We start from the raw sequence: 16,120 nt of genomic DNA on the forward strand, positions 1-16,120 counted from the left end.
CATTCCTTTCTTTGCATCCCATTCCCGGGACTTTTGTATTTTAATTTTTAAAACTGTGGATCGGTGCAGGGATTCTTCCCTTTCTGTTAATAAATGCATCACAGCCAAACTCATTTACCGGCATGATCGGAGCATATCCGAGAAGTCCTCCAAACTCTGCCGTATCCCCTACATCTTTCCCGATCACCGGAATCAGACGGACTGCCGTTGTCTTCTGGTTCACCATACCAATCGCCATCTCATCTGCAATGATACCGGAAATTGTTGCAGCAGATGTCTTACCCGGAATTGCGATCATATCCAGTCCTACGGAGCATACACAGGTCATTGCTTCGAGTTTCTCCAGCGTCAGCGATCCTGCATGAACCGCATCAATCATGCCCTGATCTTCACTGACCGGAATAAATGCACCACTCAAACCTCCCACATAGGAAGATGCCATAACACCACCTTTTTTCACCTGGTCGTTCAGCATGGCAAGGGCTGCCGTTGTTCCCGGAGCACCTACCCGCTCAAGTCCGATCTCCTCCAGAATCTCTGCAACACTGTCCCCTACTGCCGGAGTTGGTGCAAGGGAAAGATCCACAATACCAAACGGGATTCCCAGTCTTGCAGAAGCTTCTCCTGCCACAAGCTGACCCACTCTCGTGACTTTGAATGCGGTCTTCTTGATTGTCTCACAAAGGTCCTCAAATCCTTTTCCACGCACTTTTTCCAGTGCCTTCTTAACTACACCTGGTCCGCTGACTCCTACATTGATAACTGCATCTGCCTCTGTCACTCCAAGGAATGCACCCGCCATAAACGGATTATCATCCGGTGCATTACAGAAAATCACCAGCTTTGCACATCCAAGGGAATCATTATCCTTTGTGGCTTCTGCCGCTTCTTTTACGATCTGACCACAGAGTCGTACCGCATCCATATTGATCCCGGTTTTCGTCGATCCAACATTTACGGAACTACAGATCCGTTCTGTCTCAGCCAGTGCCTGGGGAATGGAACGGATCAGATTCTCTTCACTCTTCGTCATCCCTTTTGAAACGAGTGCTGAGTATCCTCCAATAAAATTCACACCGACTTCTTTCGCCGCCTTATCCAGTGTCCTTGCGATCGTCACATAATCTTCCGGAGTCTTACAGGCTGAGCCACCAACCAGTGAAACCGGAGTAATGGAAATTCTCTTGTTCACGATCGGGATTCCAAATTCTTTTTCGATATCCTGTCCTGTAGATACAAGATCCTTTGCAACTGTCGTGATCTTATTATAAATATTCTGATTTAACTGATCCAGATCAGAGTCAATGCAATCCAGGAGGCTGATTCCCAGGGTGATCGTACGGACATCCAGGTTCTCATGCTCGATCATCTTATTTGTCTCTGAAACTTCATACATATTAATCATAATCTTATCCTCATCTTCTATGTCTCTTCACTGCTGTACGGTAAATCCTATAATCTGTGCATCTTCTCAAAAATCTCTTCTCTCTGGCAACGGATACTTACTCCAATTTCTTTTCCGAGTGTATCCATTTCATCGCATACCTCTGTAAAGTCTTTTTTCAGATTTGAAACATCAACAATCATCATCATATTAAAATATCCCTGCACAATCGTCTGAGAGATATCTAAAATATTGATCCCGTTCTCCGCCAGATATGTACACACTCTCGCAATAATTCCCACCGTGTCTTTTCCAAGTACTGTGACAATACATTTTTTCATTTTCATTGTACCTCCGCTTTTTGTTATAAATCTGATCATACCGTAATGATCTCTGAAACTGAATCTCTGCTTGCAACAAACATATCAAGATTTTCTCCCTTATACTCATTATCCGCCAGAGTCACTTCCAGTTTTACTGTCTCATAAGCAAGCTTTGCATAATTATTCTCCTTGCTCAGATGTCCCAGCATAATATGTTTCAGATTATCATGTAGTATATCACAAAGGAGCTGTCCTGACAATTCATTTGATAAATGACCTCTGTCTCCGAGAATCCTCTGCTTCAGATAATATGGATATCCACCGACCTCCAGCATATGGATATCATGATTTGCCTCCAGCAGAACCGCATCCAGATTCTGTAAATTTTTCACTGTATACGAATCATACTTGCCGAGATCTGTTGCAACAGCAACGGACTTTGCTCCGCACTCCAGCCGGTATCCTGCCGGTTCGTTCGCATCATGTGAAATCTCAAAAGGATGAATATCAATATCCCCCAGCGTAAACGGCTCATCTGTATGGATCGGATGATATAATCCCTCCGGCATCTTTCCGAGTCCTGAATAACTTTTTATTCCTTCTAATGTACCTTTTGTGGCATAGATCGGGATCTGATACTTTCTGCTGAATACCCCCAGTCCCTGAATATGATCTGAATGTTCATGCGTGATCAGGATTCCATTCAGATCATTCCCTTTCAGATCCAGGGTCTTCAGTCCTTCTTCGATTCTTTTTTTACTGATTCCAGTATCCACAAGCAGATGCGTATTATCACTTCCCACATAAATACAGTTCCCGCTGCTTCCACTTGCAATGCTGCACATTCTCATTTTATAACTTATCTCCTATTTGTCTTTTTGTATCTTCAAAGTCTCCACTGTTATCAATCACTGCCTGACATGCCTGCCGGAATGTATCTTCCGATGGCTGTGAAGCGATCATATCTGTAATCTTCTCATCTGTATAATGCCTGGAGGCTTTCAGTCTCTGCCTGCGGATATTTTCAGAAGTATAAATATACCACATCTCATCGCACAGCTCTCTTCCTGTATCTGTCAGAAGTGCCGCTTCTACGACATACAGAGGCTTTCCCTGCTTTCTCTTCTCAACAATATCCTTCTGCACCCATTTCAGCACTGCCGGATGCACGATTGCATTCAGGCATTGCAATTTTTCCGCACTTGAGAATACCATTTTACCCAGTTCTTTCCGATCCAGTTCCCCGTCTTCTCCAACGACAGCATCACCAAATTCATCTACGATCTTTTTGAAACATTCTGTTCCTTTTTTCTGAAGCTGCTTTGCAACTTCGTCCATCTGACAGATACACGCTCCATACTCCTGTTCCATCCAGGCAAGTACTGCACTTTTTCCGGAGCCTACCCCTCCAGTGATTCCTATTACTTTCATATTATTTTGCCTCATACCAGTTCTTTCCTGTATGCATATCTGCCAGAAGCGGAACTGACAGACTCGCTGCATGTTCCATCTCTTCTTTTAAGATTTTTTTCACTTCGTCTACTTCCTCTTCTGCCGCTTCGATCAGAAGCTCATCATGCACCTGCAGGATCATTCTTGACTTCATATTTTGCTTCTTCATCTCATCACTTACACGGATCATCGCAATCTTGATGATATCTGCCGCAGTTCCCTGAATCGGTGCATTCATCGCCACACGTTCTCCAAAACTTCTCTGCATAAAATTGCTGGATTTCAGCTCCGGCACCGGCCTTCTTCGTCCGAATAATGTCACTGCATAGCCTTTTTCTTTTGCATCTGCCACACACTGATCCAGAAAAGTCTTGATCCCCGGATAGGTCTCAAAATAATGTTCAATATACCTGGCTGCCTCTTTTCTTGTAATACTCAGATCCTGACTTAAGCCAAAAGAACTGATTCCATAAACGATACCAAAATTAACTGCCTTGGCATTCCTTCTCTGAAGATCTGTCACCTCATCAAACGGTACATGAAATACCTGGGATGCCGTCATCCGATGAATATCCCTTGCCTCCCGGTATGCCTGAATCAACTGTTCATCCCCCGAACAATGGGCAAGAATCCTCAGTTCAATCTGAGAATAATCTGCATCCACAAATACGCAGCCTTCTTTCGGCACAAAAACTTTACGGATCAGACGCCCCAGTTCCATTCTCACCGGAATATTCTGAAGATTCGGTTCTGTACTGCTGATTCTTCCTGTTGCAGTAATTGTCTGGTTAAATTTACCATGAATCCTTCCATCCGGCCCGATAAATGTGGCAAGCCCGTCAGCATAAGTCGATTTTAACTTTGTAAGCTGCCGGTATTCCAGAATCTTTGCCACGATTGGATACTCCGGTGCAAGCTTATCCAGCACATCTGCTGCTGTAGAATACCCGGTCTTGGTCTTCTTGGCATGCGGCATTTCCAGTTTTTCAAAAAGGATCACTCCCAGTTGCTTTGGAGAATTAATATTGAATGTCTCTCCCGCCATATCATAGATTTCTTTTTCCAGTTCTACAATCCGGTTTCCAAGCTGGTCTCCATATGCCTTCAATGCTTCACCTTCCACATGGATTCCTGCCTGTTCCATTTCATACAGAGTAAATACCAGCGGCATCTCGATTTCCCGGAACAATTTCGTCATCCCGGTTTCTTCCATTTTCCGGTTCAACGGTTCTACTGCCATATATGCCGTATAAGCTTCGTAGCATGCCTTTGTACTTTCCTCTGTCTTTTCATCAATCAGAAGACCCAGTTGTTCTCTCGCTACATCCTCATAATCATAATCACTCTTTAATGGATTCAAAAGATAAGCTGCCACAATCACGTCAAAACTGTTCTCTCTCTTTGCCTGCGGTAAATAATTGAGAGATTCTTTCAGTCCACACATAGAAAATACTTTCACCTTCTCAGCCAGACCAGAAATCATTCCTGCCAGAGTTTCAAAATCCATCTCCATATCACACGGAATCGTAACCGTCTTTTTCTCAGTATAACAAAGTGCGATTCTGCCAATTCCTGATGGATGTGCAAACAGCGGCAATACATTTCCCTTATCTTTGGAAAATGCAACTCCGACCTTCTCTGCCTTCTCTGCCTCTTTAAATATCTTTTCAATCGCAGCTTTTCCTGTCACTTCACAAAAGGTTGCTTCCACATCATTTGCTGAAGTTTCTACATCGAACCGTCCCAGCAGATTCTTAAACTGAAGCTTCTGAAACAGCTCATGTGCTTCTTTCGTATAAGGGTTACCGTGTCTTGCTCCATTCAAATCAAATTCTGTCTCCGCATCCAGCCTAATAGTCGCCAGCGTCTTACTCATCTGTGCCTGCTCCCAGAACTCTTTCAGATTCTTGCTTGCTCTTGGCGGCTTTAATTCGTCTACATGCTCATATGCGTTTTCAATCGTCTTATATTCCTGGATGATCTTTGTCGCCGTCTTTTCTCCAATTCCCGGAACTCCGGGAATATTATCCGATGTATCGCCCATTAAAGCTTTTACATCAATAAATTCTGTCGGAGTCACTCCATAACGCTCTTTCACATCAGCCGCAAGATAATCTTCGATCTCTGTCTTTCCCTGCTTTGTCTTCGGAATCCGCACCTTGATATGCTCCGTGGTAAGCTGAAGTGTATCACGGTCTCCTGAAATGATCGAGACATCCAGTCCCTCTTTTTCACATTGATGAGAAATCGTTCCAAGAAGATCATCTGCTTCCAGTCCTGCCTGTTCAATGATCTCGATATTCATTGCCTTCAGAACCTCTTTGATCACCGGAACCTGCTGACGCAGTTCCTCTGCCATCGGCTTTCTTGTTCCTTTATATTCCTGATACATTTCATGCCGGAAAGTCGGTGCATGCACATCAAATGTCACCGTCAGATATTCTGGTTTTTCCTCATCCAGTATTTTGAACATAATATTCAGGAAACCATATACCGCATTCGTATGAAGTCCTTCCGAATTTGTCAGATCCGGTACGCCATAAAATGCCCGGTTCAGTATGCTATGTCCATCGATCAGTACAATCTTCTCTCTCATCTGAAACTTCTCCTCAATCTTTGCTCTTTACACTGCTGATCCACTGCCCGTGAAACCCTCAGTTTCTTTATAACCCAACAATAAAGTATACACTAAAAACTATCTTTTTAAAAGGCTCATTTTATGGTATTATGTACGCATCATTAAAAATAAAAGAGGAAATAAATATGGATAGTATTATATTTGACGTAGATGGCACTTTATGGGATTCTGTAGATCCCGTGGCTGAATCGTGGAATCTTGCGATCGCCGAAAATACCGATATGACACCTGATCTGACACGGGACTCTCTTGCATGGCTCTTTGGAAAAACCATGACTGAAATTGCCGATGCACTTTTTCCCCAGATTCCACTCGACGAAAGAATGCGACTCCTTACGATCTGCTTTGATTATGAAAACCGATATCTCGAAACTCACCCGGGGAAAATGTATGATGGTGTTGTTGATACGATCAGAGAACTTTCCCTCAGATATCCACTCTTCATTGTCAGTAATTGTCAGTGTGGATATATTGAAGTCATGATGAAATCATCTGGGATCGAACCTTACATCAAAGATCACCTCTGCTTTGGAGAAACCCAGCTTTCAAAAGATCAGACACTTTTACAGTTGATTGGGAAAAATGGGCTGAAATCTCCGGTTTACGTTGGTGATACGCAGGGCGATGCTGATTCCTGCTCCAGGGCTGGTATTCCTTTTATTTTTGCTGAATACGGACTGGGCGATGTCCCGGATGCAAAAGTACGGATTGCACGCTTTGAGGAATTACTGAAGATTGCCGATAAATAAGGATAAAATACCACCAGCATTGAGGGAGCATCTTTCTTAACACAAAAAAATCCCTGAACTCCTTGTAAACACTGGATTTACAGGAGATTCAGAGATTCTGTCTGATGCCGCTGGCCGGACTCGAACCGGCACGGCTACTAACCGCTTGATTTTGAGTCAAGTGCGTCTGCCAATTCCGCCACAGCGGCTTATTTTGTCGGTTCATTATTCCCCGAACCGACTTTTTAATGATATCATATTTGCTTATTTATTTCAACCACTTTTTTATTACTCACCAAGTTTTTTGCCTATCTCAAAGCAATCAAATGTAGCGAAATAATCCTTCGGTGTCTCAGCACGACGGATCATCTGCACGCTTCCATCTTCTTTCAGCAATAACTCCGCTGACTTTAATTTTCCATTGTAATTGTATCCCATGGAAAAGCCGTGAGCCCCCGCATCATGAATCACCAGGTAATCTCCTCTTTCAATCTCTGGGAGCATTCTGTCAATCGCAAATTTATCATTATTCTCGCACAGAGATCCTGTCACATCGTATTTATGGTCACATGGTTCATTCTCTTTTCCAAGAACCGTAATATGATGATATGCTCCATACATTGCCGGACGCATCAGATTAACTGCACATGCATCTACACCAATATAATCTTTATAAGTCTTTTTCTCGTGAATCGCTTTTGTAACAAGGCAGCCGTAAGGTCCCATCATGTAACGTCCCAGTTCTGTAAAGATTGCTACATCACCCATTCCAGCAGGGACTAATACTTCCTCATAGACTTTACGCACGCCTTCTCCGATCGCATAAATATCATTCGGCTCCTGATCCGGTCTGTACGGAATACCAATTCCGCCTGACAGATTGATAAACTTAATATTTGCACCTGTCTCATTTTTAAGACGTACTGCCTGCTCAAACAAAACTTTCGCAAGCATCGGATAATAGTCATTTGTCACCGTATTGCTGGCAAGAAATGCATGGATTCCAAACTCTTTTGCACCTTTGCTTTTCAGGATTTTAAATGCTTCCGTGATCTGTTCTGTTGTCATACCATATTTGGCATCTCCCGGATTGTCCATGATATCATTACTGATCTTAAATAAGCCGCCTGGATTGTAACGGCAGCTGATCGTCTCAGGAATATGTCCGATCGCACTTTCAAGGAACTCAATATGGCTGATATCATCCAGATTGATGATCGCACCAAGTTTATCTGCCAGACGGAAATCCTCTGCAGGAGTATCATTTGACGAGAACATAATATTATGTCCCGTTACACCTACTGCTTCTGAGAGCATCAGCTCCGTATAAGATGAGCAGTCACATCCACAACCATACTCCTTCAGGATATCCAGAAGGAACGGATTTGGAGTTGCCTTTACTGCAAAATATTCTTTATATCCCGGATTCCATGAAAATGCTTCTTTTAATGCCTTTGCATTCGCACGGATTCCTTTCTCATCATAAAGATGAAACGGCGTCGGGTAGGTCTTTACGATCTCTTCAACCTGTTCCTTTGTAACAAATGGTTTCTTGCTCATCTTTCTTCTCTCCTTTTCGTATCTTTATCAGTTCAATTTCATTTGCAAGTGCATTTTTAAATACTGTCACAAAATTTCTCTGACCGGAATAGACACACGTATTCATGCTGCCCATTCCATATTCTCCTGAAAGAACATAGCGGGAATCTACAATCAGTCCGATCTGCTGCTCTTTTTTCCTGGTTACATAAACGATAACTTCTTTCATCGGAAAAGATTCATCCGTAATCAGAACAACCTTTTTTCCTCTTCTCACCAGTTGTAGAAGTTCCTCTTTAAATTCCTCCAGGCATCCTTTAGAACAGGAAAAATAGACCCGTTCTTCTGCTCCGGTCAATAAATGATGAATTTTGTCTGCAATATTCTTCTTACCTTCAACCGTAATATATCCATCCTCTTCCACGGACTCGCTGGGAAGATTCTGCTGAAGCCATTCCAGCTCTTTTTCAAGTCTCCGGATCCGGTTTCCACAAAACTCCTGTGGAACAATGGGGATATAACGCTTTGCATCGCCCTCTACCAGATATGCAGCACCTTTTTCCACCATTGCTGCAAGCGAAGCATAGGCATTCGACCTGGAAATCCCGGTATCTCTTGCAATCTCATACCCGGTCTTTTTTCCCCCTTCAAGAAGCTTTCTGTAAATAAGAGCTTCCTGCCTGGATAACCCGAAATGCATCAGGTATTCAATTTCTCTGCTTTCATCCATTCTCTGCTCTTCTCCATAGTAGTTCTTTACAGGAACACTATACATCACAGCCTGTCTGCTGTCAATGAAAATACCTTTGAAAAGTTATTTTTGAGAATCTTTTTCATTTGCTTTATCTATCACTGGCAGGTTCCTTACGGATGCATGCCATTTAAAATCATTCTGACAACCTCTTCCGGTGTCTCTGCAAGCCCGTCAGCTCCCGCTTCCTCCAGTTCTTCTTTCGATCCGTACCCGTACAGAACACCGATGGCACGGATTCCTTCTCTATTTGCACCTTCAATATCATAGCACCGGTCTCCGACCATTCTGATTTTTTCCAGGTCTTTTTCTTCGCACTGTCCCAGGACATATTGGATCACTTCCTGCTTTTTTGTTCTTGCTCCATTCATGCAGGCTCCACCGATCAGGTCAAAATACTTCGCAAATCCAAAATGTTCTGCAATCATTTTTGCAAATTTTTCAGGCTTTGACGTTGCCATTACGATCGTCAGTCCGGCTTCTTTCAAAGTCTTCAGCATTTCCATGACTCCCTCATAGACCCAGTTGTCAAAAATTCCTTTTTCCTGATAGTATTCCCGGTATAATCCCACCATCTCTGCTGCCTCTTTCTCTTCTATCTCACAGCATTTCATAAACTGTTCCTGCAAAGGAGGTCCAATAAATTTGCGTAATTCATCCTCCGGTGGAATTTCTCTGCCAGCCTTTTTCAGTGCATACTTCACTGAATTTATGATCCCTGATCCCGAATCAGTGAGCGTTCCGTCCAGATCAAACAATACAGTACTGATTTCCATCTCTGTTCACATCTCCTCTCTCACAGTACTTTTCTTCTTTTTGAAACCATCTTTTTAAAAGCTTCTGATATGATCTTCAGCTTCATCTTCTGTCTTGATCACTTTGCGTATCACTACATAATATCCAAAATCATCATTGACTTTTATATAAACCCGGTCGCCCTCTTTATGTCCCAGTAACGCCTTGCCAATCGGAGATTCTATACTGACAAGGCCATTCAATGAACTTCCCCGGACAGAAGTGACGATCCGGTAAGTTTCCACTTCATCATCATCCTCGCAATACAGTTCCACTGTATTATTCAGTCCAATTTCATCTGCTTTGGAATGATCTTCTACAATTTCCGCAGTCTTGAGCATTCTCTCCAGGTAACGGATTCTGCTTTCATTCTGATTTTTTGCTTTTTTTGCCGCATGATATTCAAAGTTCTCACTCAGATCCCCATGAGATCTTGCTTCTTTTACCGCTTCGATCAATTCTTTTCGTTCCACCAGCTTACGGTGTTCGATCTCGGCTTTAATTTTTTCAACGTCGCTTTTCGTTAATCTTTCACGCATAATGAGTCCTTTCTGTATGAAATTAAAGATTTGTATTTGTTGGGGTGATACGCTTGTAAAGCAAAAGACTTCTTTATGGCGAAGCGGACGCGGAAAGCAGGATATTTCTTCGCGGTGCAGGCCCGCTTTACCTCAGCCCGCTGACCATCTCGATAAGAAATTTTTAGCTCCACAGCGTATTCACTCAACAATGCAAATTTAAAAAGAATAGAAAAAAGCCGGATGGCTATTGACTAAGATATTCGATCGTAAATATTAGACAGTAGATATTGTATTTACTAGATGCCAGGGGCAAAAGGTCTAAGCCCACATGAGCTTGCTCATAGGTGGGTGAAAGACCTTAGGACCCGCCCCGATATGAGCATAAAAGTGGGATGATAATCCCACGATATGCGAATATTCGGTAGGATTGTGGGAGTGCCGTAGCACGGAGCAATCCGTAGGCATCAAAGTCGGGGGCTTTTGCCCCCGACATCTTTACTATTGGACAGATCATTTATCTTAGTCGATAGCCATCCGGCTTTCTACTTCTTATTTGAAATTTCGTATTTGTTGAAAGAAAATGTCCCGGTGCGAGAAAAGCATTCTGATTTGAAAAATCCAATATCCGCCTTTGCTGTTGCGTGAGCAGTGCATTGACAGGGAGCGTTCCGAAGACACTTTGCTCAACTTGTTAAGGAACGTAAACAGGAGTGCCTCTGCACGAGTGTTTCCACGTTCCTGTTACAAGTTGTCAACGGGCTGAGGTAAAGCGGGTCCTGCACTGCGATGCAACAACAAGGGCGGATATGAACGTTTTTTCATCAGATACTTTCTACTGCCGAGATATTTTCTCCCCAACAACTACAAATTTATTTTACTAACAAAGATTTTCCAGTCATTTCTTCTGGCTGCTGCATTCCCATCAGCTCAATCAGTGTCGGAGCGATATCTGCAAGGCATCCTCCCTCTCTCAGCTTATAAGCCGGATCAGCATTTACAAGGATGAACGGTACCGGGTTTGTTGTATGAGCTGTGAATGGCTCACCTGTCTCCTCATCAATCAACTGTTCTGCATTTCCGTGGTCTGCACAGATAAACATCTGTCCGTCTACTTCTTTCAGAGCCTCCACAGCTTTTCCTACACACTCATCAACCGCTTCTACCGCTTTGATTGCTGCCGCCTGCACACCAGTATGTCCTACCATATCAGGATTTGCAAAGTTGATCACAATCACATCATACTTCTCAGACTTGATTGCTCCAACCAGCTTGTCACATACTTCATACGCACTCATCTCCGGCTTCAGATCATAAGTAGCAACCTTTGGAGATTTCACAAGGATTCTGTCCTCACCCTCATTTGGCTCTTCCACTCCACCGTTAAAGAAGAACGTTACATGAGCATACTTCTCTGTCTCAGCAATACGTGCCTGCTTCAGTCCATTATCTGCAAGGAACTGTCCGAACGTATTCGTAATAGACTCTTTCACAAATGCTACCATCTTATTTTCAATCGTTGCATCATACTCAGTAAAGCATACGAAGGTTGTCTTAACTCTCTCTCCTCTGTCAAATCCGTCAAAGCTGTCATCACAGAATGTTCTTGTCAGCTCTCTTGCTCTGTCAGGACGGAAATTGAAGAACACTACAGAATCATTCTCTTTTACTGTAGCTTTAGCAGCACCGTCTTTTGTTACAACAAATGGTACAACAAACTCATCCGTTACATCTTCATCATAAGAAGCCTGGATTCCTGCTGTTGCTGACTCTGCTGTATTTCCTTCTCCTGCGACCAGTGCTTTATACGCTTTTTCCACACGATCCCAACGATTATCACGGTCCATTGCATAATAACGACCGGATACGGATGCAACTTCACCTACACCGATCTCTTTCATCTTTGCTTCAAGCTGCTCTACATACTCCTTACCCGATGCCGGTGGTGTATCACGGCCATCTAGGAAACAGTGTACATAAACCTTTTTGATTCCCTGTCTCTTTGCCAGTTCAAGGATTCCATAGATATGAGTAATATGACTGTGGACTCCTCCATCAGATACCAGTCCCATCAGATGCAGTGCAGAATCATTTTTCTTAACATTTTCGCAGGCTGCAAGAAGTGCCTTATTCTCAAAGAAATCTCCATCTTCAATGGACTTCGTAATCTTTGTAAGTTCCTGGTAAATGATACGTCCGGCACCCATATTCATATGTCCTACCTCTGAGTTACCCATCTGTCCATCCGGAAGACCTACAGCAAGTCCGCTGGCATTTCCTTTTACGAACGGACACTCTGCCATCAGTTTATCCATAACCGGAGTATTCGCAAGTGCTACTGCATTGCCCTCCGTCTTATCTCTTAATCCATATCCATCTAAAATCATCAATACGGTTGGTTTTTTGCTCATTCCAAAATCTCCTTTGCATTTAGATTGTCTAATTTTTAACTCCACAGCCTATTGTACTAGTTTTAGCACAATTTTGCAAGACGGACCACCGAACAAATATACCTGAAAAATAACAGGATTTCATTCCGGTTCAAGTAAAAATCACCACTCCATCGTTGTCTCTCTTACAACAAGACTTACATCAAATATATTTTTCTTCTGACAGGGCTGCCCTTCTACACATTTCTCTATGATCTGTGCTGCAGCAGTTCCCATTTCCCGGATTGACTGATGGATCGTCGTCAGTTCTGGGGTAAATATCTGCCCGAATTTTACATCATCAAATCCGATCAGTTGGACCTCCTGCGGAATTTTCTTGCCCATCCTGGTAAGTTCTTTATACACAGCCATCGCGATCATATCATTTCCTGCAATAACCCCGTCCACATCAGGGTATTGTTCCAGCATTTTTCCCACAGCCCGGATTCCCTCTTCATATACATAGGTGCAATCCACAGACTGCTCTTTCAGACCGTATTTTTCGCAGACCGCAAGATAACCTCTGTATCGCTCATTTCCACTGGAATAGCCTGACGGTTCTTTCAGACACACAATCTTTTTGCATCCGCACTGCACCAGATGCTCTGCTGCCAGATATCCTCCCTTATAATGATCCGATTTAACAACCGCTTTTTCATTTACATTCTGCAAAGTCCGGTCTACAAGAACAACCGGAACCTGACAGGCCTTCAGTACTTTTCCTGTATCTGCACTGTCGGTCATGATAATTACCCCATCTGCTTTCATCTGTACCAGCATCTGAATATTCTGCATCTCTTTTTCTGCATTATTCCCGGAACTACACAGAAGCATTCTGTAACCATTCTGAAACGCCTCATCTTCCACGGCTTTTGCCAGTTCACTGAAAAAAGGATTTTCAATATCCGGTACGATTACTCCGATAATCTTTGAGGACTTTTTATATAAAGCACGAGCAAGTTCATTGGGACAAAATCCCGTCTTTTCTATCGCAGCCTCCACCCGCTGTCTCTTTTCTTCATTTACATTTGCTGTTCCATTCATGACTCTGGAAACGGTCGCAGGTGATACTCCGGCGATCTTTGCCACATCTCTGATACTTGTCATTCTTTTTATTTTCCCCCGTATCCATCTGTCTGTAACCCGTTACATGGCTTTTATTATAATTCCCTGCTTTTTCATTTCGACACCTTTCACCGTCGTTATCCGGTCTTTCTTTTTTCTTTTGCCGATCTGACTATTTCTTTAACTCTGTCTCTACTTCTTCTGCGGTCGGCATTCCTGTCTGTGCTCCAAATTTTTCTGTAGACAGACTTGCTGCCACATTTGCATATGTAAGTGCATCTTCAATCGCCTTTCCTTCCGCGATCTGCACCGAAAAAGCACCATTCAGCGTATCTCCAGCTCCTGTCGTATCTACAACCTGTGCTTTTCTTGCCGGAATATTCAGAATCCGCCCATCCTTAAGACACGTTGAAACACCTCTTGATCCCTGGGTAATGACCAGTTTTTCCGGGTACTTTCTCAACAGATCTTCTGTACTTAATTCATCACCGAAAATCAGCACTGCTTCATGTTCATTTGGTGTCACATAAGTCACCTTATCAATGATTTCCATCGGGACTGCTGCAGCAGGTGCGGGATTCAGAACAATTTTGATCCCTTTTTCATAACAAAACTCGATCACATAATGAACCGTCTCTAATGGAATTTCATGCTGAAGCACTACCATATCAAATTTCTCAAGTTCTGATTTAATGCTGTCAATATAGGCTCTGTCTACCTTGCCATTTGCTCCCGGTACAACGATGATCGTATTGTCATTGTCTCCGACCGTAATCATTGCGATACCCGTCGGAACGCCTTTCAGAATCGGAATATGTTCTGTTCCGACTCCGACTGCTTTCAGATTTTCCAGCATTTTTTCTCCATTGCTGTCGTCTCCGACACATCCAAACATCTCCACCGCTGCACCAAGCTTTGCCATTGCTACTGCCTGATTCGCCCCTTTTCCTCCTGGAATATAAGAAAGGGAGCTTCCCATCAGCGTCTCACCCTTTAAAGGGATTCTCTCCGCAGTAACTGTCATATCCGTATTGATACTTCCTACAACTGCAAGCCTCATTTTTCTTTCTCCTTCATTTTATAATCTATTTCCTAGCTTTTTTCTTCATTTTTTGAAACCCATTTCATATCTAATTTCATTATAGGTATCCTTTTCTTTTTTTGTCAATACGATTTGTAATATTTGTTGGCTTTGCATATTTTCCTTTTATACATAGAAAAAACTGACAGTATTGTAATTCTTTTCAATACAATACTGTCAGTTCATCATTCGCCGACAATCTATGGTTTTTAAAAATTCTTTTCTAAATAGTTTGCCATTGAAAAATAAGCACATGTCCTGCTATAGTTAGCAGATAATTTTGCATATTGAGCAGTTTGCTCTGTATTCGCTTCTGTTCTTCTCAATGTAGATAACATTTTTTGATTTTGGTCAATCATAGTTTGATTTCTGGCTTCCTGTCTATGTTGATTAAAAATAATAGCTTGATTTTGCTTTATAATATAATCCAATCTTTCTACTATTTTCTTTATTCCATAATCTATATGTTCATGTAATAATGTTTCTGATAATGACGCAGATGATGTAGACATATAATCATATATATAAATAAGTGCCGGCAAGTTTCTATATGGTTTTGCCAAAATATTCTGATCATAATAATTCTTTTTCAACTCATACACTTTTCTATATTCTGACTGGATATAAGTTTCTTTCTTTTTCCAATTGCTTTTCACCTGATTAATCAGCTCTTGATTATCAGCAATCCTTTTTTCCTCTCTTGCATTATTTTTTTGAGCTTCATCCCTTTTTCGACTATTTTCAAGTACGCCACTGATAACTGCAAATAAGAAAACTATCCCCATAAACAAAAAAAAGATTGCAACGCCAAAGAAACAATAATTCCATAACTGAAGTGCAACTAATTTCTTTAACCAATTGCAAAAATATCCCATCAGAAAACATACTCCACATCCCATCAACACTCCAAAAATCGGTTCTTCAATTTCCGACATGAATTTACCGTTTTCTAAACTGTCCAGTACCTGCTCATAATCCTTTTTTTCTTCTTGATAAAGCTTTTCTATCCTACGTGCAGCAATTTCCAGATCTCTTAAATCTCTTATATATAAGATTAATGCCTTTCTATTCATTTTTCATCCCTTTATTACAGCTTTTGAAAAGATTTTATTGTTAAGCCTTTATATTCTAAAATTCCTTCATCCCCAACAGTAATAAATACCTTATATCCCTGAAAATTTCTTAATCGCAAACGCTCTCCATTTTCACATTCCACGATATACCATTCGGCTCCTGCATTTGACTGCTTCTCTAAAATTTTTACTTTTCTTCTAATTGCCTCTTTTGAATCATCTTTTGTTCTCAATATAAAATTGGCTGCAATTACTACTAACATAAGAATTACCAAAATCGCAAAAATTACAGGAAAAGCTTCTCCAAATTTATCTACTCCTGAATTATCAATTCTAACTGTCAT

Annotated in this window: 15 protein-coding genes and 1 tRNA gene; 1 reads left to right on the forward strand and 15 read right to left on the reverse strand. The window is 42.0% G+C overall.

Translation table 11 applies throughout. The features are described from left to right. Positions 1 to 40: 40 nt before the first annotated feature. The 5 genes from NQ541_RS07140 to polA are packed head-to-tail and all read right to left on the reverse strand — an operon-like array spanning position 41 to position 5,755. The gene (locus NQ541_RS07140; RefSeq protein WP_005609246.1) at positions 41 to 1,405 is read right to left on the reverse strand and encodes a PFL family protein; all 1,365 of its coding nucleotides are present in this window, start codon (positions 1,403 to 1,405) and stop codon (positions 41 to 43) included. Between the two features lie 47 nt (positions 1,406 to 1,452). Continuing rightward, on the reverse strand, positions 1,453 to 1,725 hold the full coding sequence (locus tag NQ541_RS07145; RefSeq protein WP_023923040.1) for an ACT domain-containing protein: 273 nt from the start codon (positions 1,723 to 1,725) through the stop codon (positions 1,453 to 1,455). A gap of 35 nt (positions 1,726 to 1,760) precedes the next feature. After that, on the reverse strand, positions 1,761 to 2,558 hold the full coding sequence (locus NQ541_RS07150) for an MBL fold metallo-hydrolase (RefSeq protein ID WP_005609244.1): 798 nt from the start codon (positions 2,556 to 2,558) through the stop codon (positions 1,761 to 1,763). Position 2,559: 1 nt separating this feature from the next. Then, entirely contained in the window at positions 2,560 to 3,138 is a 579-nt protein-coding gene (coaE, locus tag NQ541_RS07155; RefSeq protein WP_023923038.1) for a dephospho-CoA kinase, read from the reverse strand. 1 nt (position 3,139) lies between these two features. After that, positions 3,140 to 5,755 carry a DNA polymerase I gene (gene polA / locus NQ541_RS07160; RefSeq protein WP_005609242.1) on the reverse strand — a complete coding sequence of 872 codons (2,616 nt, stop codon included), beginning with the start codon at positions 5,753 to 5,755 and terminating at the stop codon, positions 3,140 to 3,142. 167 nt (positions 5,756 to 5,922) lie between these two features. On the opposite strand from polA, the gene NQ541_RS07165 reads away from it, so the two are divergent. Then, on the forward strand, positions 5,923 to 6,546 hold the full coding sequence (locus tag NQ541_RS07165) for an HAD family hydrolase (protein ID WP_023923037.1): 624 nt from the start codon (positions 5,923 to 5,925) through the stop codon (positions 6,544 to 6,546). Positions 6,547 to 6,651: 105 nt separating this feature from the next. Here the strand turns inward: NQ541_RS07165 and NQ541_RS07170 are convergent. The 10 genes from NQ541_RS07170 to NQ541_RS07215 all read right to left on the reverse strand — a co-directional run bounded on the left by NQ541_RS07170 (position 6,652) and on the right by NQ541_RS07215 (position 16,120). Beyond that, a tRNA-Leu gene (locus tag NQ541_RS07170) sits at positions 6,652 to 6,734 on the reverse strand. A gap of 79 nt (positions 6,735 to 6,813) precedes the next feature. After that, positions 6,814 to 8,085: a diaminopimelate decarboxylase gene (locus NQ541_RS07175; RefSeq protein ID WP_005609238.1), complete on the reverse strand. Its 1,272-nt coding sequence runs from the start codon at positions 8,083 to 8,085 to the stop codon at positions 6,814 to 6,816. Next, positions 8,048 to 8,839, reverse strand: a complete 792-nt coding sequence (locus NQ541_RS07180) for a TrmB family transcriptional regulator (RefSeq protein ID WP_005609236.1) — start codon at positions 8,837 to 8,839, stop codon at positions 8,048 to 8,050. Before NQ541_RS07180 ends, NQ541_RS07175 begins: the two co-directional genes overlap by 38 nt. Positions 8,840 to 8,928: 89 nt before the next feature. Further along, on the reverse strand, positions 8,929 to 9,591 hold the full coding sequence (locus tag NQ541_RS07185; RefSeq protein WP_005609234.1) for an HAD family hydrolase: 663 nt from the start codon (positions 9,589 to 9,591) through the stop codon (positions 8,929 to 8,931). Positions 9,592 to 9,645: 54 nt separating this feature from the next. Beyond that, a complete protein-coding gene (locus NQ541_RS07190) occupies positions 9,646 to 10,149 on the reverse strand; it encodes a GreA/GreB family elongation factor (protein WP_005609233.1) in 504 nt (167 codons plus the stop codon). An 851-nt stretch (positions 10,150 to 11,000) separates the two neighbouring features. Next, entirely contained in the window at positions 11,001 to 12,539 is a 1,539-nt protein-coding gene (gene gpmI, locus NQ541_RS07195; protein ID WP_044939991.1) for a 2,3-bisphosphoglycerate-independent phosphoglycerate mutase, read from the reverse strand. Positions 12,540 to 12,680: 141 nt separating this feature from the next. Further along, the gene (locus NQ541_RS07200; RefSeq protein WP_005609226.1) at positions 12,681 to 13,664 is read right to left on the reverse strand and encodes a LacI family DNA-binding transcriptional regulator; all 984 of its coding nucleotides are present in this window, start codon (positions 13,662 to 13,664) and stop codon (positions 12,681 to 12,683) included. Positions 13,665 to 13,794: 130 nt separating this feature from the next. Continuing rightward, positions 13,795 to 14,682, reverse strand: a complete 888-nt coding sequence (gene rbsK / locus NQ541_RS07205; protein WP_005609224.1) for a ribokinase — start codon at positions 14,680 to 14,682, stop codon at positions 13,795 to 13,797. A gap of 230 nt (positions 14,683 to 14,912) precedes the next feature. Further along, the gene (locus NQ541_RS07210; protein WP_005609222.1) at positions 14,913 to 15,776 is read right to left on the reverse strand and encodes a hypothetical protein; all 864 of its coding nucleotides are present in this window, start codon (positions 15,774 to 15,776) and stop codon (positions 14,913 to 14,915) included. A gap of 14 nt (positions 15,777 to 15,790) precedes the next feature. Beyond that, on the reverse strand, positions 15,791 to 16,120 hold the full coding sequence (locus tag NQ541_RS07215) for a DUF2500 domain-containing protein (RefSeq protein ID WP_005609219.1): 330 nt from the start codon (positions 16,118 to 16,120) through the stop codon (positions 15,791 to 15,793).

This window comes from [Ruminococcus] lactaris ATCC 29176 (genome assembly GCF_025152405.1).
GTDB lineage: Bacteria > Bacillota > Clostridia > Lachnospirales > Lachnospiraceae > Mediterraneibacter > Mediterraneibacter lactaris.

Bases quoted from the DNA above. Each gene is read 5' to 3' on its own strand.
- rbsK (WP_005609224.1), bottom strand. From the start codon at position 14,682: ATGAGGCTTGCAGTTGTAGGAAGTATCAATACGGATATGACAGTTACT.
- polA (WP_005609242.1), bottom strand. From the start codon at position 5,755: ATGAGAGAGAAGATTGTACTGATCGATGGACATAGCATACTGAACCGG.
- NQ541_RS07200 (WP_005609226.1), bottom strand. From the start codon at position 13,664: ATGACAAGTATCAGAGATGTGGCAAAGATCGCCGGAGTATCACCTGCG.
- gpmI (WP_044939991.1), bottom strand. From the start codon at position 12,539: ATGAGCAAAAAACCAACCGTATTGATGATTTTAGATGGATATGGATTA.
- NQ541_RS07210 (WP_005609222.1), bottom strand. From the start codon at position 15,776: ATGAATAGAAAGGCATTAATCTTATATATAAGAGATTTAAGAGATCTG.
- NQ541_RS07145 (WP_023923040.1), bottom strand. From the start codon at position 1,725: ATGAAAAAATGTATTGTCACAGTACTTGGAAAAGACACGGTGGGAATT.
- NQ541_RS07150 (WP_005609244.1), bottom strand. From the start codon at position 2,558: ATGAGAATGTGCAGCATTGCAAGTGGAAGCAGCGGGAACTGTATTTAT.
- NQ541_RS07215 (WP_005609219.1), bottom strand. From the start codon at position 16,120: ATGACAGTTAGAATTGATAATTCAGGAGTAGATAAATTTGGAGAAGCT.
- NQ541_RS07185 (WP_005609234.1), bottom strand. From the start codon at position 9,591: ATGGAAATCAGTACTGTATTGTTTGATCTGGACGGAACGCTCACTGAT.
- NQ541_RS07165 (WP_023923037.1), top strand. From the start codon at position 5,923: ATGGATAGTATTATATTTGACGTAGATGGCACTTTATGGGATTCTGTA.
- NQ541_RS07180 (WP_005609236.1), bottom strand. From the start codon at position 8,839: ATGTATAGTGTTCCTGTAAAGAACTACTATGGAGAAGAGCAGAGAATG.
- NQ541_RS07190 (WP_005609233.1), bottom strand. From the start codon at position 10,149: ATGCGTGAAAGATTAACGAAAAGCGACGTTGAAAAAATTAAAGCCGAG.
- NQ541_RS07140 (WP_005609246.1), bottom strand. From the start codon at position 1,405: ATGATTAATATGTATGAAGTTTCAGAGACAAATAAGATGATCGAGCAT.
- coaE (WP_023923038.1), bottom strand. From the start codon at position 3,138: ATGAAAGTAATAGGAATCACTGGAGGGGTAGGCTCCGGAAAAAGTGCA.
- NQ541_RS07175 (WP_005609238.1), bottom strand. From the start codon at position 8,085: ATGAGCAAGAAACCATTTGTTACAAAGGAACAGGTTGAAGAGATCGTA.